At 69.0% G+C, this 25400-nt stretch carries 23 protein-coding genes; 16 read left to right on the forward strand and 7 right to left on the reverse strand.

Annotation, left to right across the window (positions count from 1 at the left end):
• Nucleotides 1-3: 3 nt before the first annotated feature.
• The 3 genes from V5D55_RS11805 to ligD all read left to right on the forward strand — a co-directional run bounded on the left by V5D55_RS11805 (nucleotide 4) and on the right by ligD (nucleotide 4774).
• Nucleotides 4-2475, forward strand: a complete 2472-nt coding sequence (locus V5D55_RS11805) for an ATP-dependent helicase (protein ID WP_435743212.1) — start codon at nucleotides 4-6, stop codon at nucleotides 2473-2475.
• Between the two features lie 63 nt (nucleotides 2476-2538).
• Nucleotides 2539-3666 carry an SseB family protein gene (locus V5D55_RS11810; protein WP_435743213.1) on the forward strand — a complete coding sequence of 376 codons (1128 nt, stop codon included), beginning with the start codon at nucleotides 2539-2541 and terminating at the stop codon, nucleotides 3664-3666.
• A 40-nt stretch (nucleotides 3667-3706) separates the two neighbouring features.
• A complete protein-coding gene (gene ligD, locus V5D55_RS11815) occupies nucleotides 3707-4774 on the forward strand; it encodes a non-homologous end-joining DNA ligase (protein ID WP_435743215.1) in 1068 nt (355 codons plus the stop codon).
• Between the two features lie 7 nt (nucleotides 4775-4781).
• On the opposite strand, the gene V5D55_RS11820 is transcribed toward ligD, so the two are convergent.
• Complete coding sequence (locus tag V5D55_RS11820; protein ID WP_435743217.1) at nucleotides 4782-5801, reverse strand: quinone oxidoreductase family protein; 1020 nt, start codon at nucleotides 5799-5801, stop codon at nucleotides 4782-4784.
• Nucleotides 5802-5888: 87 nt separating this feature from the next.
• On the opposite strand from V5D55_RS11820, the gene V5D55_RS11825 reads away from it, so the two are divergent.
• Nucleotides 5889-6335, forward strand: coding sequence for a MarR family winged helix-turn-helix transcriptional regulator (locus V5D55_RS11825; RefSeq protein WP_435743219.1), 447 nt, complete (start codon nucleotides 5889-5891; stop codon nucleotides 6333-6335).
• On the opposite strand, the gene V5D55_RS11830 is transcribed toward V5D55_RS11825, so the two are convergent.
• Together V5D55_RS11830 and V5D55_RS11835 are read right to left on the reverse strand one after the other, a co-directional pair.
• The gene (locus V5D55_RS11830) at nucleotides 6308-7351 is read right to left on the reverse strand and encodes an ATP-dependent DNA ligase (protein ID WP_435743221.1); all 1044 of its coding nucleotides are present in this window, start codon (nucleotides 7349-7351) and stop codon (nucleotides 6308-6310) included. The two genes, V5D55_RS11825 and V5D55_RS11830, sit on opposite strands and share 28 nt — an antisense overlap.
• Before the next feature lie 47 nt (nucleotides 7352-7398).
• A complete protein-coding gene (locus V5D55_RS11835) occupies nucleotides 7399-8850 on the reverse strand; it encodes a phytoene desaturase family protein (RefSeq protein ID WP_435743223.1) in 1452 nt (483 codons plus the stop codon).
• 71 nt (nucleotides 8851-8921) lie between these two features.
• Here V5D55_RS11835 and V5D55_RS11840 point away from each other — a divergent pair, with 71 nt between their 5' ends.
• Nucleotides 8922-9407: a hypothetical protein gene (locus V5D55_RS11840; protein ID WP_435743225.1), complete on the forward strand. Its 486-nt coding sequence runs from the start codon at nucleotides 8922-8924 to the stop codon at nucleotides 9405-9407.
• Nucleotides 9408-9426: 19 nt separating this feature from the next.
• Nucleotides 9427-9930 (forward strand): GNAT family N-acetyltransferase, encoded by a 504-nt coding sequence (locus V5D55_RS11845; protein ID WP_435743227.1) that lies wholly within the window; start codon nucleotides 9427-9429, stop codon nucleotides 9928-9930.
• Between the two features lie 7 nt (nucleotides 9931-9937).
• On the opposite strand, the gene V5D55_RS11850 is transcribed toward V5D55_RS11845, so the two are convergent.
• The gene (locus V5D55_RS11850) at nucleotides 9938-11173 is read right to left on the reverse strand and encodes an acyl-CoA dehydrogenase family protein (RefSeq protein WP_435743229.1); all 1236 of its coding nucleotides are present in this window, start codon (nucleotides 11171-11173) and stop codon (nucleotides 9938-9940) included.
• 63 nt (nucleotides 11174-11236) lie between these two features.
• Entirely contained in the window at nucleotides 11237-11899 is a 663-nt protein-coding gene (locus tag V5D55_RS11855) for a TetR/AcrR family transcriptional regulator (RefSeq protein ID WP_435743231.1), read from the reverse strand.
• Nucleotides 11900-12076: 177 nt separating this feature from the next.
• Between V5D55_RS11855 and sucC the strand changes: the two genes are divergently transcribed.
• Entirely contained in the window at nucleotides 12077-13243 is a 1167-nt protein-coding gene (gene sucC / locus V5D55_RS11860) for an ADP-forming succinate--CoA ligase subunit beta (RefSeq protein WP_435743232.1), read from the forward strand.
• Between the two features lie 42 nt (nucleotides 13244-13285).
• Nucleotides 13286-14188 carry a succinate--CoA ligase subunit alpha gene (sucD, locus tag V5D55_RS11865; protein ID WP_435743234.1) on the forward strand — a complete coding sequence of 301 codons (903 nt, stop codon included), beginning with the start codon at nucleotides 13286-13288 and terminating at the stop codon, nucleotides 14186-14188.
• 115 nt (nucleotides 14189-14303) lie between these two features.
• Here sucD and V5D55_RS11870 read toward each other — a convergent pair whose 3' ends face one another.
• A complete protein-coding gene (locus V5D55_RS11870) occupies nucleotides 14304-14885 on the reverse strand; it encodes a TetR/AcrR family transcriptional regulator (RefSeq protein WP_435743236.1) in 582 nt (193 codons plus the stop codon).
• A gap of 75 nt (nucleotides 14886-14960) precedes the next feature.
• Here V5D55_RS11870 and V5D55_RS11875 point away from each other — a divergent pair, with 75 nt between their 5' ends.
• Complete coding sequence (locus V5D55_RS11875) at nucleotides 14961-15368, forward strand: VOC family protein (RefSeq protein WP_435743238.1); 408 nt, start codon at nucleotides 14961-14963, stop codon at nucleotides 15366-15368.
• Nucleotides 15369-15434: 66 nt separating this feature from the next.
• Here V5D55_RS11875 and V5D55_RS11880 read toward each other — a convergent pair whose 3' ends face one another.
• Nucleotides 15435-16913: an NCS2 family permease gene (locus V5D55_RS11880; RefSeq protein WP_435743240.1), complete on the reverse strand. Its 1479-nt coding sequence runs from the start codon at nucleotides 16911-16913 to the stop codon at nucleotides 15435-15437.
• Nucleotides 16914-17005: 92 nt separating this feature from the next.
• Here V5D55_RS11880 and V5D55_RS11885 point away from each other — a divergent pair, with 92 nt between their 5' ends.
• The 7 genes from V5D55_RS11885 (at nucleotide 17006) to V5D55_RS11915 (ending at nucleotide 25302) form a co-directional block, all read left to right on the forward strand.
• Entirely contained in the window at nucleotides 17006-18406 is a 1401-nt protein-coding gene (locus V5D55_RS11885) for a cell division protein PerM (protein ID WP_435743242.1), read from the forward strand.
• Between the two features lie 64 nt (nucleotides 18407-18470).
• The gene (gene purN, locus V5D55_RS11890) at nucleotides 18471-19052 is read left to right on the forward strand and encodes a phosphoribosylglycinamide formyltransferase (protein ID WP_435743244.1); all 582 of its coding nucleotides are present in this window, start codon (nucleotides 18471-18473) and stop codon (nucleotides 19050-19052) included.
• Between the two features lie 45 nt (nucleotides 19053-19097).
• A complete protein-coding gene (gene purH / locus V5D55_RS11895; protein WP_435743246.1) occupies nucleotides 19098-20705 on the forward strand; it encodes a bifunctional phosphoribosylaminoimidazolecarboxamide formyltransferase/IMP cyclohydrolase in 1608 nt (535 codons plus the stop codon).
• Nucleotides 20706-20788: 83 nt separating this feature from the next.
• Nucleotides 20789-22279, forward strand: coding sequence for a DNA-3-methyladenine glycosylase 2 family protein (locus tag V5D55_RS11900; protein WP_435743248.1), 1491 nt, complete (start codon nucleotides 20789-20791; stop codon nucleotides 22277-22279).
• Nucleotides 22276-22773, forward strand: a complete 498-nt coding sequence (locus V5D55_RS11905; RefSeq protein ID WP_435743250.1) for a methylated-DNA--[protein]-cysteine S-methyltransferase — start codon at nucleotides 22276-22278, stop codon at nucleotides 22771-22773. Before V5D55_RS11900 ends, V5D55_RS11905 begins: the two co-directional genes overlap by 4 nt.
• Before the next feature lie 103 nt (nucleotides 22774-22876).
• Nucleotides 22877-24256 (forward strand): serine hydrolase domain-containing protein, encoded by a 1380-nt coding sequence (locus tag V5D55_RS11910; protein WP_435743252.1) that lies wholly within the window; start codon nucleotides 22877-22879, stop codon nucleotides 24254-24256.
• Nucleotides 24253-25302, forward strand: a complete 1050-nt coding sequence (locus tag V5D55_RS11915; RefSeq protein ID WP_435743254.1) for a dipeptidase — start codon at nucleotides 24253-24255, stop codon at nucleotides 25300-25302. The genes V5D55_RS11910 and V5D55_RS11915 overlap by 4 nt, the downstream gene beginning before the upstream one ends.
• Nucleotides 25303-25400 lie beyond the last annotated feature (98 nt).

The raw sequence follows: 25400 nt of genomic DNA on the forward strand, positions 1-25400 counted from the left end.
GCCATGACCGAAGCTCCTCTCATCGTCCCCGGAACCGTCGGCCCCCGCTCCTCAGGGGCCGGGGATCAGGACGACCTCCTCGCCGGATTGAACCCTCAGCAGCTCGAGGCCGTGACCTATCGCGGGCCGGCGCTGCTCATCGTCGCGGGTGCCGGATCGGGCAAGACGAGCGTGCTCACGAGGCGCATCGCCTCACTGCTCCGCAATCGCGAGGCCTGGCCGAGCCAGATCCTCGCGATCACCTTCACCAACAAGGCCGCCGGAGAGATGCGCGAGCGTGTCGGGGCTCTCATCGGCGACGCCGCCCGCGGTATGTGGATCTCGACGTTCCACTCCGCGTGCGTGCGCATCCTGCGCCGCGAGGCCGAGCAGTTCGGCTTCACGAAGACGTTCACGATCTACGACTCGGGCGACTCGCGCGCCCTCATCAAGCGCCTCGTCAAAGAGCACGAGGCCGACGCCTACGGGCTGACGCCCGCATCGGTGCAGGGACGCATCTCGAAGCTGAAGAACGAGCTGTCCGACGCCGAGTCGTACGCGCGTCAGGCGAACATGAGCGATCCGACCGAGCGCATCTTCGTCGAGCTCTTCGCTGACTACCAGCGCCAGCTGCAGAAGGCGAACGCCTTCGACTTCGACGATCTCATCGGACAGACGGTCTACCTCTTCCGTGCGTTCCCGCAGGTGGCCGACACCTACCGGCGCCGCTTCCGCCACATCCTGGTCGACGAGTACCAGGACACCAACCACGCGCAGTACGCGCTGATCCACGAACTCACCCGGCCTGTCTCGGGGCAGGGCGCGGATCCATATGCCTCGAACGGCATGATGATCTTCGAACCCGAGCCTTCGACGGGATCCGATGAGGCCGGCGCTTCGCTCACCGTCGTCGGTGACTCCGACCAGTCGATCTACGCGTTCCGCGGTGCCGACATCCGCAACATCAGCGAGTTCGAGCGCGACTTCCCCGGAGCGCGCGTGGTGCTGCTCGAACAGAACTACCGCTCCACCCAGAACATCCTCTCGGCCGCGAACGCCGTGATCGGCAACAACTTCGATCGCAAGGACAAGAAGCTCTGGAGCGACAAGGGTGACGGTGACGCGATCATCGGCTTCACCGGCTACTCGCAGCACGACGAGGCGCAGTTCGTGGCCGACGAGGTCGATGCGCTGCGCCGGGCGGGCATGCCCTACTCCGAGATGGCCGTGTTCTACCGCACGAACTCGCAGTCGCGCGCGCTGGAGGAGATCTTCATCCGCTCCGCCGTGCCGTACAAGATCATGGGCGGCACGAAGTTCTACGAGCGCGCCGAGATCAAGGATGCCCTCGCGTACCTCGTGGCCGTCGCGAATCCGGCCGACGAGATGTCGGTCCGCCGCATCCTGAACAAGCCGCGCCGTGGCATCGGCGACGTGACGGAGACGGCGATCGCCCGGTTCGCGGAAGAACACGACATCAGCTTCCGCGACGCCCTGGCGAACTCGTCTCAGCTCGGCTTCGGGCCGAAGATCCAGGCGGCCATCGCCCACCTCGACGCCGTGCTCGCCGAGGCCACCGCGATCATGCTCCCGGCGTCCGGCGAGCTGCCGGCGCCCACCACCGTCGCCGACGGTCTGAGCCTGCTGCTCTCCAAGAGCGGCTACCTCGACGCCCTCCGCGCCAGCCGTGACCCGCAGGACGAGGCTCGTGTCGAGAACCTCGACGAGTTCGTCGCCGTCGCCCGCGACTTCGCGCGCAACAACCCCGAGGGCACGATCGTCGACTTCCTCACCGAGGTCGCCCTGGTGTCGGATGCCGATGACCTCGACGACGAGTCCGGCACCGTGTCGTTGATGACCATGCACACGGCGAAGGGCCTCGAGTACGACGCGGTGTTCGTCACCGGAGTCGAGGAAGACCTCATCCCGCACCGGATCTCGGCGGGGGAGCCGGGCGGCCCGCAGGAGGAACGACGGCTGTTCTACGTCGGGATCACGCGGGCGCGCAAGCGGCTGCACCTCTCCCTCGCGATGACCAGGGCGCAGTTCGGCGAGGTCACTGTCGCGATGCCCAGTCGGTTCCTGCAGGAGATCCCGGCCGGGCTGATCGACTGGCGACAGTCTCCCGGAGACGTCAACTCCCGAGGCGGCATGCAGTCTCGTGCGCTCAACGCTCGTCGCGGTGGCGGCTTCGGCGGTTCCGGCTCGAATTCAGGTTCGGGCGACCGGTTCGGCGTCAAGGCGCTGCCGGGCCGCGACTCGCTCAAACCGCTCTCGACCGCGATGGACAAGTTCCCCAACCGCGTCACGGCCAAGATGCGCGACAACGGCGATCTCGAGCTCACCGCGGGCGACCGCATCCGGCACTCCGACTTCGGCGAAGGCCGCGTCGACGCCGTGACCGGCGAAGGGGCGAAGCGCATCGCGCACGTGCGGTTCGACAGTGCGGGGCAGAAGAAGCTGCTCATCAAGGTCGCGCCGATCGAGAAGATCTAGACCGCAGGTCGTCACACGCGCACGCGCGCTTCGCGCGCGCCCGACCGGGTTAGGCTGGCTCATATGGCCCTCTTCTCCCGCCGCAAGAAGTCCAGCGACGACGCCGTCGCCCCCGCAGCAGACGCCGCCGAGTCGGGGTCGAGCACTCCGGACGAGATCACTGCCGAAGCCGACACGGCCGCCGCGGAGCCGACCGTCGAGGCTCCCGCGATCGGCATCTCGGTGCAGGCATTCCGTGGAGTCGGCGCCGACGCCGGCCCCGAAGTCGCTCTTCCCGATCCCGAGGCGACGTCCGCTGCTGCCCCCGTGCCCCCGGCACAGTCGCGGCCGAGCCCGCAGCCCCCGGCCGAACGGCGACTCCCGCTCGCGCCGCTGCTGCCTCCGGAGCAGACCGAGACCGTCGCGGGCATGAAGGACAACGTCCTCCTGCGTGAGGCGCTCAAAGAGGTCGCGGCCGGCGCCACGAACGAACAGTTGCTCGGAGTGATGCGCCAGGCGCTGCAGGGGCACCTGTACATCCGCGTGATCGGCGATGCCCGCACACAGATCAGCGAGGGCAAGCCGCTGGCGGTGGCGGTGGTTCGCGACGGCGAGCGCCAGTTCATGCTCGCTTTCAGCTCGGCGGCCGCGGTGCGCGACTCCGTCAAGCTCGAGGACGATCCTGCCGCGACGTCGGCTGTGGCCCAGCCCGTCACCTCGGTGCTGCAGCAGGTGGTGTCGGGTGACTTCGCCGGTCTCATCGTCGACAACGCCTCGGCCCCGAACCGCGTCGTCTTCCCCACGGAACTCCTGCAGAAGACGCTCGAACAGGCCGACCTCGAGATGACCGTCAAGAGCATCGTCGCCGCACCCCGCGAGCAGGACTCGACCGTCAAGGTCGGCGAGGCGCTCGCGCGGAAGCGGATGTGGGTCGCCGTGAATGACGGCAACGGCAGCGGGCAGGTCGGGATCGCCGAGGCGCAGACCACCGATGGGCGACGCTTCCTCCAGCTCTTCTCGCACCCGCTCGAGGTGCTCGCACTCGGGCGAGGGGACCGCCCGCTCCCGTTCGAGCCCGAACAGCTCGCGAAGGTCCTCTCCAGTCATTCCGAGATGGCGGGAGTGATCGTCGACTCCGCCGGTCCATCGATCGTCGTCGAACGCGACGCGCTCGCCCCGGTGCTGGTGCTCGCCGTCGATCTCGACGATTGACAGGCTTCCGCGCTGCGGGACGGCGCTCTAGGGTCGGAGCATGGCCTCCGAACGCGTGACCCTGACCGTCGCCGATTCCGACGGAGAGCGCGAGGTCGCGCTCTCCAGCCCGAACAAGCTGGTGTGGCCGGACGCCGGTATCACCAAGGCAGAGCTCGCTGAATACATCCAGCTCGTCTCCGGACCTTTCCTGACCTCGAACGGCAATCGTCCGGTGTCTCTCGAGCGCTTCCGCGACGGTGTCGGATCGAGCGACTCCCGAGCCGAGGGGTTCTTCTCGAAGAACCCGCCCAAGGGCACCCCTGACTTCGTCGACGCCGTCACGGTGACGTACAACAGCGGGCGGCAGCATCCGCAGATCGTCCTCAACCGCACCAGCGCCATCGTCTGGGCGGTGCAGATGAACACGATCGTCTTCCACCCCTGGGCGTCTCTCGCGACGGATGCCGACAATCCGGTCGAGTTGCGGATCGATCTCGATCCGCAACCGGGGACGGACTTCGCGGATGCCGTGACCGCCGCGCACGCGCTGCGTGAGGTGCTGAAGGAGGCGGGGCTGGAGGCGTTCGCGAAGACCAGTGGCAACCGCGGCCTGCACGTCTTCGCGCCGATCGAGCCGACGCACGAGTTCCTCGACGTGCGGCATGCCGTGATCGCCGCCGGTCGCGAGCTGGAGCGTCGGATGCCGGAGCAGGTGACCATGAACTGGTGGAAGGAGGAGCGCGGGGAGCGGATCTTCGTCGACTTCAACCAGGCGAACCGCGACCGGACGATGGCCGGCGCCTACAGTCCGCGCGCGCTCCCCGGAGCCACCGTCTCGACGCCCGTGCAGTGGGAGGAGCTGGACGGGCTCGACCCGATGGCTTTCACGGTGCGCAGCATCCCGCAGCGCCTCGCCGATCTCGGCGACCCTTGGGCGGACAAGCAGGCCTCGCCCGGTCGCATCGACACGCTGCTCGAGTGGTGGGAGCGCGACAAGGAGAACGGGTTGGGCGAGCTGTCGTTCCCGCCCGAGTTCCCCAAGATGCCCGGCGAACCGCCTCGTGTGCAGCCGAGCAAGAAGGTCGCCGGAAACTGGGACGCCGACGGCAACGCGGTCGAGGACTGATCGTTTCCTACGACCTCGTCGCCTCCCCGTCCGGCGCCACCCGGAGCGCCAGCTTTCCGACGTAGTGATCGCGGAGGGCGAGATGTGCGCTTCTGATGTCGTCGAGGGAGTAGATCGCGTGGATGTGGGCGGCGATGTCGCTCGTCTCGACGATCGTGTTCAGCCGCTCGAATCCCGATCGGCTCCGGTCGCCGTCGTAATGGATGATCCGCGCTCCCGGAGCCGTCGAGGGCAGCGGGTTCACGCCGTTCGGCCAGGCGATCCGCCCTGATGCCTTGACGGCGCGGAGCGCGCGTTCCGTCGCTTCGCCGCCCACGGTGACCAGAGCCGCGTCCAGCCCATCGGGTGCGAGAGCAGACGCTGCAGCCGTCACGTCCTCTCTTCGTCCGTCGACGACGACCTCGGCGCCGAGCCGTCGCGCGAGGTCGACGCCGTCGTCTCCGGAGGCCACGGCGAGTACGCGCAGCCCCTGATGCCGTGCCAGCTGAACGGCCAGATGCCCGATGCCGCCGCTGGCTCCGAAGACCATGAGAGTGTCACCCGGCTTCAGGCCGAGGACATCGAGACCGCTGAGCGCGGTCAGGGCGTCCCACGCCATCGGTCCAGCACTTTCGAAGGTCAGCCGATCGGGCAGGGGAGCGACGTGTTCCGCGGCGACGACGGTGAACTCGGCGTAAGCGCCGCCGCGGGGGACGGGGGTCGTCGCGGCGTACACGCGGTCGCCGACGGAGAAACGATCGACGTTGCGCCCCACGGCGGCGACGTGGCCCGCAGCCTCCCACCCGAGGAGGTAGGGGAAGGTCGTCGGGACGCCGAACAGTCCGTCGTACGCACCCTCCCGCTCGACGGCATCCCAGGAGCCTATGCCGGCCACCTCGACGCGGATCAGGACGTCGTCGCCGCCCACGTCGGGGACGGGAATGCGCCGCACGGTCAACTCCTCGACTCCACCGAATCGGTCGATGACGGCTGCGGACATCAGGGGGCGGTCGTCGCCGTCGCTGCGCTGTTCTGTCGGTTCGGTCATGCCCACTCCTGTTTTAGTTGATCGGATCAAGCATCAGTGAAGCACAACTGCTTGATCTGATCAAGTAGTTCGGCATATGCTGAGCGGATGACAGCATCGGACGGCACGGCGGCTCTGCAGTCCGTCGCCGAGTCGGCGGTGGCGGAGCTCGTCGAGACGTATGATCGCGCCTTCGAGGAGGCCGCCGCGCGCGTGTCGCTCAGCGTGGCCCAGGCGTGCATGCTCAGTCAGCTCACCGAGCTCCAGGGCATGAGCGCTCTGGCGGAATCAGCGGGATGCGACGCCTCCAACGTGACACGGATCGTCGGCCGGCTCGAGGCGCTCGGTCTGGTGACCCGTGAAGCGAACCCCGACGACGGTCGCTCGCGACTGGTCGCCCGCACGGCACAGGGCGATGAGGTCCATCGTCGCTTCGAGGTCGCCTTCGACTTCGCGCGGGTCGCGGTCGCACGCCTGACGGCAGAGGAACAGGATCAGCTCGCCGGCCTCTTACGCAAGGCCGCCGGTCACGCCAACACGTCGGCGAGGTCGTAGCCCGCGACGGTGTCGAGCTGGTCGTACGTGCATGAGCGGGCGTCGCGGTCGGGGCGCCAGCGCTCGAACTGCACGGTATGGCGGAACCGCGCCCCCTCGAGTTGGTCGTACCGCACCTCGAGCACGCGCTCAGGGCGCAACCGCACGAAGGAGACGTCCTTCGAGCCGGCGAATCGCGATCTCTCACTCTCTCCGGTCACCGCCTCGCCGGTCTCGTCGCGCTCCACGAGCGGGGCGAGCTCGTCGACCAGTTCTTGTCGTCGCACGTCGCTCCACGCGGCGACCCCGCCGACCTGACGGAGGCCGCCATCGTCGTCGTACAGGCCCACGAGCAATGAGCCCACACCGGAACCGGACTTGTGGACGCGGTAGCCGAGCGCGACGACGTCGGCGGTTCGCGCGTGCTTGATCTTGACCAGGGTGCGCTTGCCCGGTGCGTACGGCTGGTCCAGGGGCTTCGCGATCACGCCGTCGAGCCCCGCACCCTCGAACTCGGCGAGCCAGCGCACGGCCGCATCACGATCACGCGTCGTGCGGGTGATGTGCAGCGGATGCTCCACCGCCTCCATCATCGACTCCAGGCGTGCGCGGCGGGTCTCGAAGGGCTCAGCGAGCAGGTCTTCGTCGCCGTCGGCGAGGAGGTCGAACGCGATGAACATCGCGGGGGTCTCCGCCGCGAGCTTCGCGACACGCGAGGCGGCCGGATGGATGCGCTGGCTCAACGCTTCCCAGTCCAGGCGCTGCGCGCCCTTCGGCCCGGTCGCGACGACGATCTCGCCGTCGAGGAGGCACGGTCCGGGCAGCAGGTCGGGGATGGCCTCGACCAGCTCGGGGAAGTAGCGGGTGAGCGGCTTCGCCCCGCGGGATCCGATCTCGACGGTCTCGCCGTCCCAGGCGATGAGTCCGCGGAAGCCGTCCCACTTCGGTTCGTACAGCAGCCCGCCGGGAGACTTCGCCGGGTCGGGCACCGTCGGCGCGGCCTTCGCCAGCATCGGGGCGGGGATGTCGTAGCGCATGGTCCCATCCTGGCCGCGGGCGAGCCGTGGCGGAAGGGGAGCCCGCGTCAGCCGAAGAGGTCGCTGAGCTCGGCAGGATGACCCGCATCCCGCAGCGCCGTGCGGGCAGCGTGCCATCCCGCCATGCCGTTGACCGCGGGACCGGGCGGGGTCGAAGCCGAAGCGAGGTAGACCCCGGGCACCGGCGTGCGCCACGGCGTCGGCGACAGGACGGGGCGTCGGAGCGCCTGACGGATGTCGAACACGCCGCCCGAGATGTCGCCGCCGATCTCGGCCGGGTTGATCGCCTCGCGAGAAGACGCGGGGACGGCGCGGTGCGCGAGGATGCGATCGCGGAAGCCCGGCGCGAAGCGCTCGACCTGCGCGGTGATCAGCTCGGTCGGGTCGAGGTCTGAGCCGTTCGGCACGTGGATGTACGCCCACAGCACCGCTTTCCCCTCGGGCGCGCGCGATGTGTCGAGCACGGTCGGCTGCACCGCGAGCACGTAGGGGCGCTCGCTCACCCGGCCCGCTGCGACGGCATTCTCGCTCGCCCAGATCTCGGCGCGGGTGCCTCCGAGGTGCACGGTCGGCGCCAGCGCCACATCGGCGTGCGTCCACGGGATCGGGCCGTCGAGCGCGAAGTCGACCTTGGCTGCACCCGGACCGTAGCGATAGGCGCCGACCGCGCGCGCGTATCCCGCGGGCACGTCGGGGTGAGTGAGCAGTAGCCGGGGCGAGGTGTTCAGCAGGAGGAGATCGCCGCGCGCGGCAGCGCCCCAGTCGAGGGTGCCGAGGTCGGTCACCTCTGCCCCGGTCTCGACGCTGCCGCCGTGCGCCTCGAGGTCGGCGATCATCGTGTCGGCGATCTGCTGTGCTCCGCCACGAGGGAACGGCCAGCCTCCCGCGTGAGCGAGGGACGCGAGCAGGAGCCCCGCGGCGGCACCCGCGAGCGTCGGCTGAGGCGAATTGGCGTGCGCGACGACACCCGACATCAGCGCTGCGGCTTCGTCGGTGAGAAATGCGCGAGCGGCGAGCGGGGTGCCCTGATCCAGCATCCGGATCGCGTAGCGCGCCGCCGTGATCGGATCGCGGGGGATGCGCAGCAGCTGGTTGCCGGTGAAGTCCGCCAGGCCATCGATGCGCGAACTCAGTGGACGCACGCGCGCCAGCCACGCCTGTCCGTCGGCTCCGAGACCCGCGGCGGTGCGCGCGATGTCGCGCCAGGCGATCGCCGCACGGCCGCCGTCGAGCGGGTGCGCATAGGAGATCTCGGGGTGGATCCAATCGATGCGCTCCGCGAGCCCGAACGCCTGGAAGAACGGGGAGGCGAAGGCCGCGGGGTGAACCGCGGAGCACACATCGTGCCGGAAACCAGGAAGGGTCGACTCCCGCGTGCGCACGCCGCCGCCGGCCGTGTCGGACGCCTCGAGCACCCGCACTTCGTAGCCGGCTCGGGCGAGCGCGACCGCGGAAGCGAGCCCGTTCGGACCTGCGCCGATGATCGTCGCCCGTGCCATCTCGCCAGTCTTGCACGCGCTCGAGGGAGAAGCGGTCGAAGGAGCGCTCCAGACGTGCGATCCTGGAGAGGATGAAAGAAGTTCAGGGGCCGACGCCCGCAGGCACCTCCCGTCCATATCGTTCGCTCAACGAGGCGCTGCGCGCGCACCGTGTCGACGTCTCCAACTACGCGTTCATCACGGCGCTCGTCGATGTGATCGGAATCAGTTCCTACATCGACCGTGGCCGCTACATCGAAGCGATCCGTCGCGGTGAGGGCGCGGCTCTGCACATCGGCCGCACCTACACCAACGGCTTCACCGAGGACGAGCGCCTGGTCGTCGGCGCCACTCCGCTGCGGCTGCAGCCGAGCGAGGGGCGGGCGCCGTACTTCTACGTCAACCACCCGACCGAGTTCATGCCGATCGCTCAGCCCAAGCCGAAGCGCACGACGACGCCCCGGGTCTCCGCGCCCCGCGGCGAGCGTCCTCCGACGCCGGTGGCGGAGCGCGACTACGGCACCTGCGACGTGTGCTTCATGGTGCGCACCGCGGCCGGTGCCTGCAGCTGCGACTGATCAGGCGAACGCGCGCGAAATGATCTCCACAGGTTCCGGTCCGGTGATCCGCAGGGCCGATCTCTCCGGACCGGATGCGGCGGACGTCTCCGCCGCCGTCGGGGAGTACCTTCGGCAGACCGAGGTAGAGAAGAGCGCCGAGGGTCTCGCGCCGGTGCGCGATGACGACGAGAGGCTTCCGGAGCGCTACCGCAACGAGGTCGACGACCCGGCAGGGGCCTACGACGGCTTCCTCGTGATGATCGCGCACATCGACGACCTGGTCGCGGGTGTCGTCGTGGTCGCCACCCTGCAGGAGTCCGCCGAGATCAAGCGCCTCTGGGCGGCGCCCGCGATGCGCGGCCGCGGCGTCGGATCAGCGCTGCTCGATGCGGCAGTCGCCGCGACGGACGGCGACGTCCGCCTTTCCGTCTGGGATTGGCGCACGGGAGCCCGAGGGCTCTACGAGTCGCGCGGATTCGTGCAGGTGCCCAGCTGGGACGGACGGGACCGGCTCATCTGCATGGTCCGGAACGGTCGATAGCGGACGCTCAGGCGAACGCGCTCATCCCGGTGATGTCGCGGCCGAGCAGCAGAGCCTGCACACTCTCGGTTCCCTCGTAGGTGTGGATGGCCTCGATGTCGGCCATGTGCTGCATCACGCCGTTCTCGAGCAGGATGCCGTTGCCGCCGAGCAGATCGCGGGCGATCGATGCGATCCGTCGGGCGGCACGGGTGTTGTGGAACTTCGCCAGTGATGCCTGCGTGGGGCGCAGTTCTCCGGCGGTCTCGAGGTCGGCCATCCGGCGGCAGTAGAGCTGCATCGCGGTGAGGTCTTCGAGCATGTGGGTCAGGCGCTCCTGCACCATCTGGAACTTCGCCAGCGGCTTCCCGAACTGGATGCGCGCCTTCGCGTAGGCGAGTGAGGCCTCGTAGCAGGCGGTCGCATGACCCAGGGCCGACCAGGCGACGCCCGATCGGGTCGCGTAGAGCACCGTCGAGGCGTCGCGGAAGCTCTTCGCCCCGGGGAGAACGGCATCGAGGGGGACGCGCACGTCGTCGAGCCGGATGTGCGCCTGGTGGATCGCGCGCAGCGAGGCCTTCCCGGTGATGACCGTCCCGGTGTATCCCGGGATGTCCTGCTCGACGAGGAAGCACCGGACGGCGCCGTGCTCGTCGGCCGACTCGTCGTCGACGCGGGCCCAGACGAACGTGATCCCACCCGAGGCGCCGTTGCCGATCCACTTCTTCGCGCCGCGGATCACCCAGCTGTCGCCGTCGCGTCGGGCGACGGTCTCGAGCGAGACCGAGTCGGAGCCATGATCCGGCTCGGTGAGCGCGAAGGAGCCGAGCACCGAGCCGTCGGCCAGGGCGGTGATCCACTTCTCCTGTTGGGCGGGCGAGCCGAAGAGCGCCAGCGTGCGCAGTGCGAGTCCGCCCTGCACGGCGAGGATCGTGCCGAGGGAGCCGTCGCCGCGGGAGATCTCCATGTTCACGAGTCCGGCGGCCAGAGGAGAGAGGTGCGTGAGTGCGGGGTGCTCGATGCCGTCGACGACCAGGTCCATCTCACCCATGCGCCGGGCGGCCTCGAGCGGGTACTCGGCCCGGTCCCATGCATCCGCCATCTGCGGACCGACCTCGTCGATGTACGCCTTCGCGCGGTCCCACGCAGCACGGTCGGCGGCAGCGATGTCCGAGAAGACGGCGTAGTAGTCGCTGTCCTGACGGCCGGTGATGTCGTACGACGAGACGCGCTCGCCGGGGAAGGGGGAGGCTTCGGTGCTCATGGGGACTCCTTCGTGGCACCAAGTATCGTACTCCTCGATACTCGGTCTCACGACCCCGGTGATCTAGTCGAGCTCGGACTGCAGGCGCCGCGTCACCTCGGCGATCGGCATGGAGCGCGGGAACACCGCCACGACGACATCGTCGGGTGCGCCTGCCGCAGCATTCTCGCCGACGCCGTAGCGACGCCGCACATCCGCCAGTGCCGTCTGCAAGGTCGCCAGCGGCACCTTCTTCTTGCCCCGCAGCAGCTGGCGCAGGACGTGGTTGTGCACGGCGGTCACGAGTGCCGCGAAGCCGACGGCGTCGAGCGGGTCGACTCCGGGGAGTGCCCCGCGCAGGTAGTCGTCGAAGAGGCGCTCGTATCGGAAGACCGTGATGATCTCGCGCTCACGCAGCACGGGCACCTGACGCACGACCTGGTAGCGGCGGCGGGCGAGGTCCGGGTCGTTCGCGAAGTGGGCGAAGACGGATTCGGATGCGGCGCACACCGCGCCCCACGGATCCTCATGGCCCTCCGCGAGGAACTCCTTCAGCTGTTCGAGCAGCACCTCGTGGTCGGCGAAGACCACATCCTCCTTGCCGCCGAACTGACGGAAGAAGGTCGACCGCGAGACGCCGGCGGCCTTGGCGATCTGCTCCACGGAGGTCTGCTCGAAACCCTGGGCCTGGAAGAGCTCGAGGGCTGCGGCGACGACGGCGGCGCGCGGTTCGGGGAAGTCTCGCATAGCGAAAGCCTAGAACGTCGCCGAGATTGTGCAATCTGCGGTGAAATCGGTGGGAACGATCCGGTGCGCCGGAGGTCGGGCGCGGGGTCTCCCCAGGCCGAGGTAGTAGGCTGGGGGACTGGTCGATGTCTCGACATCGAGAGAATTACCAGACAGCAGCCCAGTGAAGGAACCACAGTGGATCTGTACGAGTACCAGGCACGAGACGTTTTCGAAAAGTACGGAGTGCCGGTCCTCGCCGGCATTGTCGCGGACACCCCTGAAGAGGTGAGGGCGGCGGCCGAGAAGATCGGCGGAGTCGTCGTCGTCAAGGCTCAGGTCAAGACCGGTGGCCGTGGAAAGGCGGGCGGCGTCAAGGTCGCCAAGACCCCCGACGAGGCGTACGAGGCGGCCAAGGCCATCCTCGGCCTCGACATCAAGGGCCACATCGTCAAGCGCGTCATGGTGGCGCAGGGCGCCCGCATCGCCGAGGAGTTCTACTTCTCCGTGCTGCTCGACCGCGCCAACCGCTCCTACCTGAGCCTCTGCTCGGTCGAGGGCGGCATGGAGATCGAAGAGCTCGCGGTGGAGCGCCCCGAGGCTCTCGCCCGCGTCGAGGTGAACCCCCTGACCGGCATCGACAAGGCGAAGGCCGTCGAGATCGCCCGCGCGGCGAACTTCCCCGAAGACCTCGTCGAGAAGGTCTCCGACGTCTTCGTGAAGCTCTACGACGTCTACAAGGGTGAGGACGCGACGCTCGTCGAGGTCAACCCGCTGGTCCGTACCGAGGACGGCGACATCATCGCCCTCGACGGCAAGGTGACGCTCGATGAGAACGCCTCCGAGATCCGTCACCCCGAGCACGAAGCGCTCGAGGACAAGGACGCCGCCGACCCGCTCGAGGCCAAGGCCAAGAAGAGCGGCCTGAACTACGTCAAGCTCGACGGACAGGTCGGAATCATCGGCAACGGTGCGGGCCTCGTCATGTCGACGCTCGACGTCGTCGCGTACGCCGGTGAGAACCACGGCGGCGTGAAGCCCGCCAACTTCCTCGACATCGGCGGCGGCGCCTCGGCCGAGGTCATGGCCAACGGCCTCGACGTCATCCTCGGCGACCCGCAGGTCAAGAGCGTGTTCGTCAACGTCTTCGGCGGCATCACGGCGTGCGACGCCGTCGCCAACGGCATCAAGGGTGCCCTCGAGACGCTGGGCGCCACGGCCTCCAAGCCGCTCGTCGTCCGCCTCGACGGCAACCGCGTCGACGAGGGTCGCGCGATCCTCGCCGAGTACGCGCACCCGCTCGTCACCCTGGCCGCCACCATGGACGAGGGCGCCGACAAGGCCGCCGAGCTCGCCAACGCCTGACCCTTCGTCAGGCTCAGGGACCGGATTTAAGGAACAGAAGATATGTCGATCTACCTCAACAAGGACTCCAAGGTCATCGTCCAGGGCATCACCGGCGGCGAGGGCACCAAGCACACGGCGCTCATGCTGAAGGCCGGCACCCAGGTCGTCGGCGGCGTGAACGCGCGCAAGGCCGGCACCACGGTCGCGCACACCGACAAGGACGGCAACGCCGTCGAGCTCCCCGTCTACGCCTCGGTCGCCGAGGCGATGAAGGAGACCGGCGCCGACGTGTCGATCGCCTTCGTCCCCGGTGCCTTCACGAAGGACGCGATGGTCGAGGCCATCGACGCCGAGATCCCGCTGCTCGTCGTCATCACCGAGGGCGTGCCCGTCGGCGACTCGGCCGAGGCCTGGGCCTACGCGCAGAGCAAGGGCAACAAGACCCGCATCATCGGGCCGAACTGCCCCGGCATCATCACCCCGGGTGAGGCGCTCGTCGGCATCACTCCGGCGAACATCACCGGCAAGGGCCCGATCGGCCTCGTGTCGAAGTCGGGCACCCTGACGTACCAGATGATGTTCGAGCTGCGCGACCTGGGCTTCTCGACCGCCATCGGCATCGGCGGCGACCCGGTCATCGGCACCACGCACATCGACGCGCTCGCCGCGTTCGAGGCCGACCCCGAGACCAAGGCGATCGTGATGATCGGTGAGATCGGCGGCGACGCGGAAGAGCGTGCGGCCGACTACATCAAGGCGCACGTCACCAAGCCGGTCGTCGGCTATGTCGCGGGCTTCACGGCTCCCGAGGGCAAGACCATGGGCCACGCCGGCGCCATCGTGTCCGGCTCGGCAGGTACTGCTCAGGCCAAGAAGGAGGCCCTCGAGGCCGCCGGGGTCAAGGTCGGCAAGACGCCGTCCGAGACCGCCGACCTGATGCGTGCGATTGTGGAAGCTCTCTGAGCTGAGTTACGCTTGATCTGAAGGCCCCGGACTCCACTCTGGGGCCTTCTTTCATGCCCGGATGTCGTCGAACTTCTGCGGCCATCGGTACCTTCTGCGGCCATTCCCGGTGCGCTCAGGACTCGCGCGGGTCCACGGCGTCGAGCAGGAGATCCAGTGCTTCGTGCGCGTGCGCGCGAGCCTCGGCATCCGTCCGGCGTTCCGAGAGCCAGAGCGCGAGTTCGTTCATCGCTCCGGAGAGAGCGGCTGTCAGCGCATCCAGGATCGCCGGCTCGACCCCGACCTCCGCGAGTCCTTCGCGGAGCGCGACGGCGGGGCCTTCGGCGTCGAGCCGCCGCCAGTCGTCCCAGCTCAGGACGGCGGGGCCGTCCACCAGCAGCACCCGCGCAGCTTCCCCGCCGGTGATCGCATCGAGGAAGGCGTGGCTGCCGTCGCGCAGTGCCGCATCCGCGTCGCTGTCGTCGGTCGCGGTCAGGATCGCGTCCGAGATCCGCTGCTGCTGCGCGGCGGCGACGGCGGTGAACAGGAGCGGCTTCGACGTGTAGTGGTGATAGACCGCTCCGCGTGTCACTCCCGCGGCCTGGGCGATGTCATCGACGGATGCTGCGGCGTAGCCGTGTTCGGTGAAGTGCGAGGTGGCGACCTCGAGGATTCGCTCGGCCGTGGCAGCGGCGTCGGCAGCAGAGGCTCGGGGCATGGGGTTCCTTTACGTGCGATGTGTATGTATTCTAGTCGTATCGATACAAACACAAAGTATGTAAAGGGGTTCTGCATGGACGTCACGAGTTTCTACCCGGTGCTGATGGTCGACGATGTCGCCGGTGCCGCGCGTTTCTACCGCGACGAGTTCGGCTTCGAGACGACCTTCGAGGCCGACTGGTACGTGAGCATGCGCTTTGCCGGCGGTGAGCTCGCGATCCTGGATCGTCACCACGAGACGATTCCGGAAGGATTCCGCGAGCCCGTCAGCGGGCTGCTCCTGAACGTCGAGGTCACGGATGCGGCGACCGAGCACGCACGGCTGGTGGGGGAGCGCGGCCTGGCCGAGCGGCTGTCCCTGCGCGACGAGGCGTTCGGACAGCGGCATTTCATCATCGAAGCCCCCGGCGGCGTCCTGATCGACGTGATCGAGCCGATCGAGCCCTCTGCGGAGTTCGCCGCTGCTTTCGCCGCCGGCTGACCCGGGGACGAGACGAGAAAGGGGCGGATGCCGCAGCATCCGCCCCTTTTCCGACCTGTCGGCGACCTAGATGGCGACGCCGAACAGCGCTTCGATCGGTCCTCGGGCGAAGAAGATCAGGAAGCCTGCGCCGACCACCCAGAGCAGCGGGCTGATGGTCTTGGCCTTGCCGGAGAAGGCGTGGATCAGCACCCAGCTGACGAAGCCCGCGCCGATGCCGTTCGCGATCGAGTAGGTGAGCGGCATGACCGACACCGTCAGGAACACCGGCAGCAGCACCCGGAAGTCCGTGAAGTCGATGTGACGGATCTGCGCCATCATCATCGCGCCGACGATGATCAGCGCGGCCGCAGCGATCTCGGTCGGGACGATCGAGGTCAGTGGCGTGAGGAACATCGCGATCAGGAAGACGACGCCGGTGACGACGTTCGCGAGTCCCGTGCGCGCGCCCTCGCCGATCCCGGCGCCGGACTCGATGAACACGGTGCTCGACGAGGAGGAGGTCGCTCCACCCGCGATCGCGCCGAAGCCCTCGACGACCAGCGCCGACTTGATGCGCGGGAAGTCGCCGTTGTCGTCGGCGAGGTTCGCCTCTTTCGCGAGGCCCGTCATGGTGCCCATGGCGTCGAAGAAGTTCGTGAACAGCAGGGTGAAGACGATCATCACCAGAGCCACGATGCTGACCTTGCCGAGGTCGAAGGTGAAGTCGACGGCACCGACGAGGCTCAGGTCGGGGACGCTGACGGGTGAGCCGTTCAGCGCGGGAACCGTGAGGCCCCACCCGCCGGGGTTGACGACGTTGCCCTCGTCGTCGAAGCCGCGGGCGCCGATGTGCCAGATCGCTTCGACGATCACGGCGAGCACCGTGCCGCCGACGAGTCCGATCAGCATGCCGCCCTTGATCTTGAGCGCGACCAGGATGCCGGTGAGCAGCAGCGTGACCACGAAGAGCAGGCTCGGAACGGTCGCCACCGATCCGTTCACGCCGAGCCCGACCGGGGGAGACGAGGCGCCGGTCGCGGTGACGAAGCCGGAGTTGACGAAGCCGATGAATGCGATGAAGAGGCCGATGCCGACCGTGATCGCGATCTTCAGCTGGAACGGCACCGCGTCGAAGATGGCCTTCCGGAGGCCTGTGGCCGCGAGCAGCACGATGATCACACCGTTGATCATCACGAGGGCCATCGCCTCCGGCCAGGTGACCTGACCGACGACGGAGAAGGCGACGAAGGCGTTGATGCCGAGCCCGGCCGCGAACCCGAACGGCAGGCGCGTCACGAGTCCGAACAGGATCGTCATGACGCCGGCGGTGAGGGCGGTGGCTGCTCCCACGGCGTTGAACGCGAGCATGTCGCCGGCGACATCGGGCTTGCCGGACAGGATGATCGGATTGAGGATCACGATGTACGCCATGGTGACGAACGTCACGAGGCCGCCGCGGATCTCGGTGCCGACCGTGGATCCTCGCTTGCTGATCTCGAAGTAGCGATCCAGAGCGCTCGTGGGCTCGGTGGGCGCGTGGGCAGGGGACGGGGCAGTTGTCATCGGGGGAACCTCCGGAGAAGACGCTATCGTGTCGTCCGCCCCGCGCGCGCCCCCAGGAGCCGAGCGGGAAGTCGTCGTAGTCTCGTTTCGATATGCAACGCCTTCTCGTCGCGCTCCTCGCCGCCTTCGACGCCGCCATCGCCGCGGCCGTGGGTCTCGCCGTGCTCCTGGCACCGCTGACGCTGTTGTGGACGCTCGCCTTCGGCATCACCGCCGATTGGGGTGCCCTCTGGCCGCTCACCGGAACCCTGTGGGAGTTCGGCCACGGTGTGCCTCTCGAGGTGACGATCCCGGATGCGTTGCTGGTCGGCCTCGGCATCCCCACCGATGCCGCGAGGTTCGCCGTCTCGGTCACACCGTTGGCCTTCCTGCTGTTCACGCTGCTCTTCGCTGCACGCTCTGGGGGACGGGCGGCGAAGGCCGGCGCCTGGCTGCTGGGATCGCTGTCCGGAGCCGCCGTGTTCGCCCTCATCTCCGCGGGGGTCGCCCTGACCGTGCGGCTCGACGCCGTCCAGACCCCGTTGGCGCTCGCGATCGCTCTCCCGCCGGCCGTCTACCTCGTCGGCGTGATCTGCGGCGCCGTTCGCGTCGCGTGGGAAGACGGCGACGGAGGAATCCTCGACCGCGTGCACGACGTGCTCGACTCGCGGGAGGACTGGGCGCCGGTCCCCGCCGCGATCGTGCGCGGTGCGGCCTTCGCGCTCGTCGGTGCGGTCGGCGCTGCCGCGCTGGGGGTCGCCGTCATGGTCGCGCTGCGCGGCGGCGAGGTCATCGCGCTCTTCCAGACCGCCCGCGTCGACGTCCTCGGGCTGACGGTGATGACGCTCGGCCAGCTCGCCTATCTGCCGACCCTGATCGTCTGGGCGCTGTCGTGGTTCGCCGGTCCGGGGTTCGCCGTCGGAGCCGGCACCGCGGTCTCTCCGGCAGGCACGCAGCTCGGCGTGGTTCCCGGCATCCCGATCTTCGGTCTGCTGCCCGAGAACAGCTCGATCTGGATGCTGATCGTCGTGCTCATCCCCGTGGCCGCTGGGGCTTTCGCCGGCTGGGCGGTGCGATCGCGTCTGGTGTGGGAGGGGACGCCACTCGGCATGGGCCAGCGCGCCGTGATCGCGTTCGGGATCGCATCGGTGACCGCGGGGTTCGCCGCGCTCGCCGCCGTGCTCGCCAACGGATCGATCGGGCCGGGGCGAATGGCGGTGGTCGGGCCGGCGGCGCTCCCGTTCGCGCTCGCGCTCGGCGGCGAGGTGCTGCTCGGGGCTGCGATCCTGCTGCTCGCACCCCGGAATCGTGATGAGCTGGCGGAAGAGCGGACCGACCGGTGGATCGCCGAGATGTCGGCCGGCTCGGATGACGTCGCACCGCTCGCCGTGCCGCTGTCGGCGCCCGAGACGGTATCGACTGCGACCCCGAGCCCGCACGACGAGACGGCTCCGTTGGACGACCTCCGAGGGTTCGTCGTGCCGAAGCGCGACGTGACGGATCGGCTCGGCTGACTCCCTCGCCGGTATGAGCGGATGCCGGACGGGACCAGCCCTGCCGCCCCGGTAGACTGGGCGCGTGCTCACGGTCGCCGTTCTCATCTCGGGCACCGGCTCGAACCTTCGCGCCCTCCTCGAGGCCGCTCGCCACCCCGATTTTCCCGCGCGGGTGGTCGTCGTCGGCGCCGATCGCGAAGCCGACGGTCTCGCGCACGCCGAGGCGTTCGGCATCCCCAGCTTCACCGTTCCGTGGCACGAGCACGACAGCCGCGAGGCCTGGGGTGAAGAACTCGGTCGACAGCTCGCCGTGTGGAGCCCCGATCTCGTCGTGCTCAGCGGCCTGATGCGCCTGCTGCCTCCGTCGCTGGTCGCCCAGTACTCGCCGCGCATCATCAACACCCACCCCGCCTTCCTGCCGGAGTTCCCCGGTGCGCACGGCGTGCGCGATGCACTGGCTGCCGGTGTGACCGAGACGGGCGCGAGCGTCATCGTGGTCGACGACGGCGTCGACAGCGGTCCGATCCTCGCGCAGGAGCGCGTGCCGGTGCTCGACGGCGACACCGAGCACAGGCTGCACGAGCGGATCAAGCCCGTCGAACGCCGACTGCTCATCGATGTCGTGCGAGGCATCGCCACGGGCGAACTCGCACTCGCCCCCTGACCCCCTCTCCACCCGACACGCGTCCCACGCACGAAGGAGCCCATCATGGCCGGCCCTCGCCACGACCCCTCGCTCTACCGCGATCGCGACACCGTTCCGATCCGTCGCGCGCTCGTCTCGGTGAGCGACAAGAGCGACCTTCTCGTGCTCGCGGCAGCACTCGCTGAGGCCGGAGTAGAGATCGTCTCGACCGGGTCGACGGCCGCGACGATCCGCGACGCCGGATTCGAGGTGACCGATGTCGCCGCCGTCACAGGCGTCGCTGAGATGCTCGACGGCCGCGTCAAGACGCTGCACCCGAAGGTGCACGGAGGCCTCCTCGCCGACCTGCGCCTCGCCGACCACGAGCGTCAGCTGCAGGAGCTCGACATCGCGCCGTTCGAGCTGGTCGTGGTGAACCTGTACCCGTTCGTGGAGACCGTCGCGTCCGGCGCTGTCGGCGACGACGTCGTCGAGCAGATCGACATCGGCGGCCCGGCGATGGTGCGTGCCGCGGCGAAGAACCACGCCAATGTCGCGATCGTCGTCTCGCCCCAGTCCTACCCCGCGGTCATCGCGGCCATCGGACAGGGCGGCACCTCGCTGTCGCAGCGTCGCGAGCTCGCGGCCCGGGCCTTCGCCCACACCGCCGCATACGACACCGCCGTCGCGCAGTGGTTCGCCGAGGGAACGCTCAGCGAGCTGGGCGACCTGCCCGTGCACCTGACGATCCAGGCCGAGCGTCTGGCGACCCTGCGCTACGGCGAGAACTCCCACCAGCGTGCCGCGATCTACACGCGCGCCGGCGGGCACGGCATCGCCCAGGCCACGCAGCTGCAGGGCAAGGAGATGTCGTACAACAACTACGTCGATGCGGATGCCGCTCTGCGCGCCGCCTACGACATGGTCAAGCCCGCCGTGGCGATCATCAAGCACGCCAACCCCTGCGGCATCGCGACCACGGCACCCAACGCCCTCGACCCGATCGCGAGCGCGCACATCCGCGCCCACGAGTGCGACCCGGTCTCGGCTTACGGCGGCGTGATCGCGGCGAACGGCACCGTGACGCTGAAGATGGCAGAGAACCTCAAGGACATCTTCACCGAGGTCATCGTCGCCCCGTCGTTCGAGCCTGCCGCCCTCGAGGTGTTCAAGGCGAAGAAGAACCTGCGCCTGCTGCAGCTGCCCCAGGACTGGCAGCAGGAGCGCATGGACGTGCGCCTCGTCTCCGGCGGCCTGCTGCTGCAGGATGCAGATCGGTTCCCCGACGACATCGTCTCGGTCGCGAAGAACTGGGAACTCGTCTCGGGCGAGCGTCCCAGCGACGCCGAGATGGAGAACCTCATCTTCGCGTGGAAGGCCTGCCGCGCGGTGAAGTCGAACGCCATCGTCCTCGCCAAGGACAACGCCACGGTCGGCGTCGGCATGGGCCAGGTCAACCGCGTCGACTCCTGCCGCCTCGCGGTCGAGCGCGCGGGAGACCGGGCAGCCGGGTCCGTCGCAGCATCCGATGCGTTCTTCCCGTTCGCCGACGGCGCGCAGGTGCTGATCGATGCGGGCGTCACGGCGATCGTGCAGCCGGGTGGTTCGGTGCGCGACGGCGAGGTCGTGGATGCCGCGCGCAAGGCCGGCGTCACGATGTTCTTCACGGGGGAGCGTCACTTCTTCCACTGAGCCGTCGGGGGCTTCGGGGCACACCCCACAGCCATGTCCGATTTCCGCCAGTCGATGTCGGAGGGGCGTGACAGAGTGGGGGCATGAGCCTCCCCGTGACCGACTTCGACGAACGCTATCGCGCGATCAACGCGCGTGACACGCGCTTCGACGGGCAGTTCGTGACCGCGGTGCGCTCGACCGGCATCTACTGCCGGCCGAGCTGCCCCGCGCGCACGCCGAAGCCGCAGAACGTCACGTTCTATCCGACGAGTGCGGCGGCGCATGAAGCGGGCTACCGTGCCTGCAAACGCTGCCTTCCCGAGGCCGCTCCCGGTTCTCCCGCGTGGGATGTGCGCGGCGACACCGCGGCCAGGGCGATGCGTCTGATCGCCGACGGTGTGATCGAGCGGGAAGGCGTGCCGGGGCTCGCCTCGCGTCTCGGCTACTCGTCGCGGCATCTCACGCGGCTGCTCAGCGCCGAGCTCGGGGCGGGCCCGCTCGCTCTCGCCAGGGCGCACCGCGCGCACACCGCACGCATGCTGCTCGTCGGCACCGACATGCCGATCTCCGACGTGGCCTTCTCCGCAGGCTTCGCCAGTATCCGGCAGTGCAACGACACGATCCGCGAGGTGTTCGGACTCACGCCGGGGGAGCTGCGCGCGCGCCGTCGCTCGTCGGGCATCGAGATCGCGTCCGGAGTCATCGATCTCGTGCTGCCCTACCGCGGCCCGCTCGACGCCAGTGGCATCTTCGCGTGGATGGCGGCGCGCGCCCTTCCCGATGTGGAAGCGGCGACCCCGAACTCGTTCTCCCGACATCTGCGGATGGCCGGCGGCCCCGCGTGGTTCGAGGTGAGTCAGGATGCGTCAGAACGCCTGCACCTGCGGGCTCGCGTCTCCCAGCTCGGCGACCTCGCACCGCTCGTCGCGACCGTCCGTCGCATCTTCGACCTCGATGCCGACCCCATCGCGATAGACGAGGCGCTCGCCTCCCATCCGGAACTCGCCCCGCTCGTGGCCAGGACTCCCGGCATGCGGGTTCCCGGCTCGGCCGACCCGCACGAGATGCTCATCCGCGCGATGATCGGGCAGCAGATCACCGTCGTGGCAGCAAGGACCGCCCTCAGCGGGCTCGCCGAGGCACTGGGCGAGCGCACCGAGAGCGGGCGCCTGTTCCCCACGATGCGGGCGATCGCCGAGCATGGGGCCGAGGTCCTCCGAGGGCCGGGGGCACGGATCCGCGCCATCACGGGTGCTGCGGCGGCGCTCGCCGACGGCTCCCTCCGGCTCACCGTCGGCGACGACGGTGCGGAGCAGCGGGCGGCACTCCTCGCGATGCCCGGCATCGGACCGTGGACCGCCGACTACGTCCGCATGCGCGTGCTCGGCGACCCCGACATCCTGCTGCCGGGAGACGTCGCGCTGCGGGCGGGTGCTGCGGCGTCCGGGCTTCCGGGCGAACCGAAGCCCCTCGTCGCCTGGGCCGAACGCACCGCGCCCTGGCGCAGCTATCTGAGCGCGCACCTCTGGCGCGCGGCGCCGGTCCGCCCGGTGCGCACCACCCGAACCGTCACCTCGAAGGAGACATCATGACCGCGATCATCCAGACCATCGACACCGCCGACGGCCCCTTCACGATCCTCGCCGACGACCGTCAGCGTGTGCTGTCCTCTGGCTGGACCGACGATCAGACGGCGATTCTCACGCGGCTCGCGTCTGCAACTCGGCCCGCCGCGGTCCGGGAGGGAGAGACGGATGCCGCGGCCGCGGTCTCGGCGTACTACGGCGGTGACCTGACGGCGATCGACGCCGTCGCGGTGAAGCAGACCGGAACGGCACTGCAGCTCGCCGGTTGGGCAGCGCTGCGAGAGATCGAACCGGGAGACCCCCTGACCTACACGGGCTTCGCCGCACGGCTGGGCAACCCGCAGGCGGTACGCGCGGCGGCATCGATCTGCGCCCGCAACGCGCCCGCGCTGTTCGTCCCCTGCCACCGCGTGCTTCGCACCGACGGCACGCTGGGTGGGTTCGCGTGGGGTCTCGGCGTGAAGGCGAGCCTGCTGGCCAGGGAGACCGTCGCGGGTTGAGTGGATGCGACCAGTCGAGGCGCCGACGAATGGTGCTCACCGACGAAGCAGCACCACCGACCCCGCTCTAGGCTCGTCGCGAACCAGACACCCAGGAGGGCGGATGCCGCAGCTCGACGAGCTCAAGAACTGGATCGATCAGCGCCTGCCGGAGCTCCTTGCCGCGCATCGCATTCCCGCACTCTCGATCGCGGTCGGCGTGGCTGATCAGGTGATCGAATCCGCTGCCGGGACCCTCAATCTCGCGACGGGCGTCGAGGCGACGACGGACTCGGTCTTCCAGATCGGCTCCGTGACGAAGGTGTTCACGGCAACGCTGGTGATGCAGCTCGTCGATCAGGGGCGCCTCGATCTCGATGTCCCCGTGCGCGACGTCCTCCCCGAGTTCCGCGTAGCCGATGAGGAGGCGTCCCGAAGGATCACGGCGCGCCAGCTGCTCGATCACACCTCCGGCTTCGAGGGCGACATCTTCGTCGATACAGGTGCAGGCGATGAGTGCCTCGAACGCTACGTCGAGATTCTCGCCGACACCCCTCAGCTCTTCGCGCCAGGGGAGATGTTCTCCTACAACAACGCCGGGTTCTCCACACTCGGCCGCCTCATCGAGGTGCTGCGGGGCAAGCCCTTCGACCGTGTCCTCCGCGAATCCCTGCTGGATCCGCTCGGGCTGCAGCATGCTGCGGTGAATGCGTCAGAAGCCATCCTGAACCGGGCGGCCGTCGGTCACCTCGAGTCAGCGGACGGCGTGCTCGAGCCCACGACCGTGTGGTCGATGGAGCGCTCCGGCAGCCCCGCCGGTTCCGTGCTGGCGATGAGCGCTCGCGATCTGCTCGCCTTCGGCCGACTCCATCTCGACGGCGGCATCGCGCGCGACGGCACGCTGATCCTCTCCGCCGGCGGTGCGCGGGCAATGCAACAACCGCAGATCTCGCTGCCCGACATCGACCAAGGGGTTGCCTGGGGGCTCGGGTGGGAGCTTTTCGACCAAGACGGACACGCGCTCGTCGGCCACAACGGGAACACGATCGGCCAGTCGGCCGCGCTTCGCCTGGTGCCCGAGCACGGGGTCGCCGTGTCGGTGCTCGCGAACGGCGGATCGCCGCATCCGGCTTTCGCAGAACTCATCGATCACGTCCTGGGCGAACTCGTCGGCATCGCTCCGAGAACGCTCCCCGCGCCGAGTGGCCCGGCCCCGGAGCTCGCAGACCGCTACCTCGGACGGTACGGTTCGAGCACCGCGATCACGACGATCAGTCGCTCCGACGACGGGCGGCTGTGGCTCGACCGCATCCCGCACGGCGTCTCGGCCGAGATCGGCGATCTGCCGTACCGCACCGAGCTCGTCAGCTGGCACGACGACGTGCTGCTGCCCTTGCGGCCCGAGGGCGGCGTGCGCCAGCCGATCGCGTTTCTCGGCGATGTCGGCGACGGTAGGGCGATGCACCTGCATACGGGCCGTGCGGATAGGAGGATGGACGCATGACCGATTCCTCCGCAACCGCGCTCCACCGTCGAGCCGTCGTCGCCGACGCGCACAACGATCTGCTCTGCGCCGTTGCCAGCCGTCCCTCCGAGGACTGGGCATCGTTCTTCCGTTCGCAGTGGCTCCCACAGTTGCAGGCCGGCGGTGTGGATCTGCAGGTGCTCCCCGTCTTCATCGACGACGCCTACCGTCCGGAAGGGGCGCTGCGACGTACCTTGCGCATGATCGAAGCGGCGCATCGTCTGGCCGAGGGCAACGCGGATGCTGTGGGGCTCTGTCTCTCCGGGGGCGACATCGACCGCGTGATCGCCGAGGGGCGCATCGCGCTCGTGCTCGCGCTGGAGGGCATGCCCGGCATCGCCGACGACGTCGAGCTGCTCGAGACCGTGCATCGGCTCGGTGTCCGCGTCGGATCGGTCGCTCATTTCGGACGCAGCGCGTTCGCAGATGGCAGCGGCGAGGATGCCGCCGGGAGCAGACTCACGCGCACCGGTATCCGCGCCGTCGCCGAGATGGAGCGCATCGGCATGATCTTCGATGTGAGCCACCTCGGCGCGGGAGGCGTGGACCACGTGCTGGAGCTCGCCTCGCGACCCGTCATCGCGACGCACTCCTCGGCGCGCGCATTGTTCGACCACCATCGCAACCTCACCGACGAGCAGCTCGCCGGTATCGCGATGGGCGGGGGAGTCGTGTGCGTCAACTTCTTCGCGCCCTATCTGCACGCCGACACTCACACGCTCGACGTTCTCGTCGATCACCTGGAACACGCGGTCTCCATCGCGGGCATCGAACACGTGGGGATGGGGCCCGACTTCGTGCGGGAGGTGCTCGAAGACACGACCGCTCCGTGCTGCGTCCAGGACATGGTCGAGGGCGTGCCGGCAGACAGGTACCTTCCCGGTCTCGAAGGGCCATCCGGGTTGCCCCTTGTGACGGAAGCACTGCTCAACCGGGGCTGGAGCGAGGCTGATATCCTCGCGGTGCTCGGGGGCAACCTGCAGCGACTGCTCCGCGTCGAGCTCGGCCGTACCGTTCGCAGCTGAGGCGCATCGACCCGAGCCGGGTGACGTTCGAGGCATTCGTCGTCCTCGACGAACGCGAACACCGCCGTTCGCCGTTTACGACGAACGACATCGGGTGT

The organism is Microbacterium sp. PMB16 (genome assembly GCF_051294855.1).
Lineage (GTDB): Bacteria > Actinomycetota > Actinomycetes > Actinomycetales > Microbacteriaceae > Microbacterium.

Excerpts from the sequence above, each read along its gene's own strand:
- V5D55_RS11805 (WP_435743212.1), top strand. The coding sequence starts at position 4 with ATGACCGAAGCTCCTCTCATCGTCCCCGGAACCGTCGGCCCCCGCTCC.
- V5D55_RS11810 (WP_435743213.1), top strand. The coding sequence starts at position 2,539 with ATGGCCCTCTTCTCCCGCCGCAAGAAGTCCAGCGACGACGCCGTCGCC.
- ligD (WP_435743215.1), top strand. The coding sequence starts at position 3,707 with ATGGCCTCCGAACGCGTGACCCTGACCGTCGCCGATTCCGACGGAGAG.
- V5D55_RS11820 (WP_435743217.1), bottom strand. The coding sequence starts at position 5,801 with ATGACCGAACCGACAGAACAGCGCAGCGACGGCGACGACCGCCCCCTG.
- V5D55_RS11825 (WP_435743219.1), top strand. The coding sequence starts at position 5,889 with ATGACAGCATCGGACGGCACGGCGGCTCTGCAGTCCGTCGCCGAGTCG.
- V5D55_RS11830 (WP_435743221.1), bottom strand. The coding sequence starts at position 7,351 with ATGCGCTACGACATCCCCGCCCCGATGCTGGCGAAGGCCGCGCCGACG.
- V5D55_RS11835 (WP_435743223.1), bottom strand. The coding sequence starts at position 8,850 with ATGGCACGGGCGACGATCATCGGCGCAGGTCCGAACGGGCTCGCTTCC.
- V5D55_RS11840 (WP_435743225.1), top strand. The coding sequence starts at position 8,922 with ATGAAAGAAGTTCAGGGGCCGACGCCCGCAGGCACCTCCCGTCCATAT.
- V5D55_RS11845 (WP_435743227.1), top strand. The coding sequence starts at position 9,427 with ATGATCTCCACAGGTTCCGGTCCGGTGATCCGCAGGGCCGATCTCTCC.
- V5D55_RS11850 (WP_435743229.1), bottom strand. The coding sequence starts at position 11,173 with ATGAGCACCGAAGCCTCCCCCTTCCCCGGCGAGCGCGTCTCGTCGTAC.
- V5D55_RS11855 (WP_435743231.1), bottom strand. The coding sequence starts at position 11,899 with ATGCGAGACTTCCCCGAACCGCGCGCCGCCGTCGTCGCCGCAGCCCTC.
- sucD (WP_435743234.1), top strand. The coding sequence starts at position 13,286 with ATGTCGATCTACCTCAACAAGGACTCCAAGGTCATCGTCCAGGGCATC.
- V5D55_RS11870 (WP_435743236.1), bottom strand. The coding sequence starts at position 14,885 with ATGCCCCGAGCCTCTGCTGCCGACGCCGCTGCCACGGCCGAGCGAATC.
- V5D55_RS11875 (WP_435743238.1), top strand. The coding sequence starts at position 14,961 with ATGGACGTCACGAGTTTCTACCCGGTGCTGATGGTCGACGATGTCGCC.
- V5D55_RS11880 (WP_435743240.1), bottom strand. The coding sequence starts at position 16,913 with ATGACAACTGCCCCGTCCCCTGCCCACGCGCCCACCGAGCCCACGAGC.
- V5D55_RS11885 (WP_435743242.1), top strand. The coding sequence starts at position 17,006 with ATGCAACGCCTTCTCGTCGCGCTCCTCGCCGCCTTCGACGCCGCCATC.
- purH (WP_435743246.1), top strand. The coding sequence starts at position 19,098 with ATGGCCGGCCCTCGCCACGACCCCTCGCTCTACCGCGATCGCGACACC.
- V5D55_RS11900 (WP_435743248.1), top strand. The coding sequence starts at position 20,789 with ATGAGCCTCCCCGTGACCGACTTCGACGAACGCTATCGCGCGATCAAC.
- V5D55_RS11905 (WP_435743250.1), top strand. The coding sequence starts at position 22,276 with ATGACCGCGATCATCCAGACCATCGACACCGCCGACGGCCCCTTCACG.
- V5D55_RS11910 (WP_435743252.1), top strand. The coding sequence starts at position 22,877 with ATGCCGCAGCTCGACGAGCTCAAGAACTGGATCGATCAGCGCCTGCCG.
- V5D55_RS11915 (WP_435743254.1), top strand. The coding sequence starts at position 24,253 with ATGACCGATTCCTCCGCAACCGCGCTCCACCGTCGAGCCGTCGTCGCC.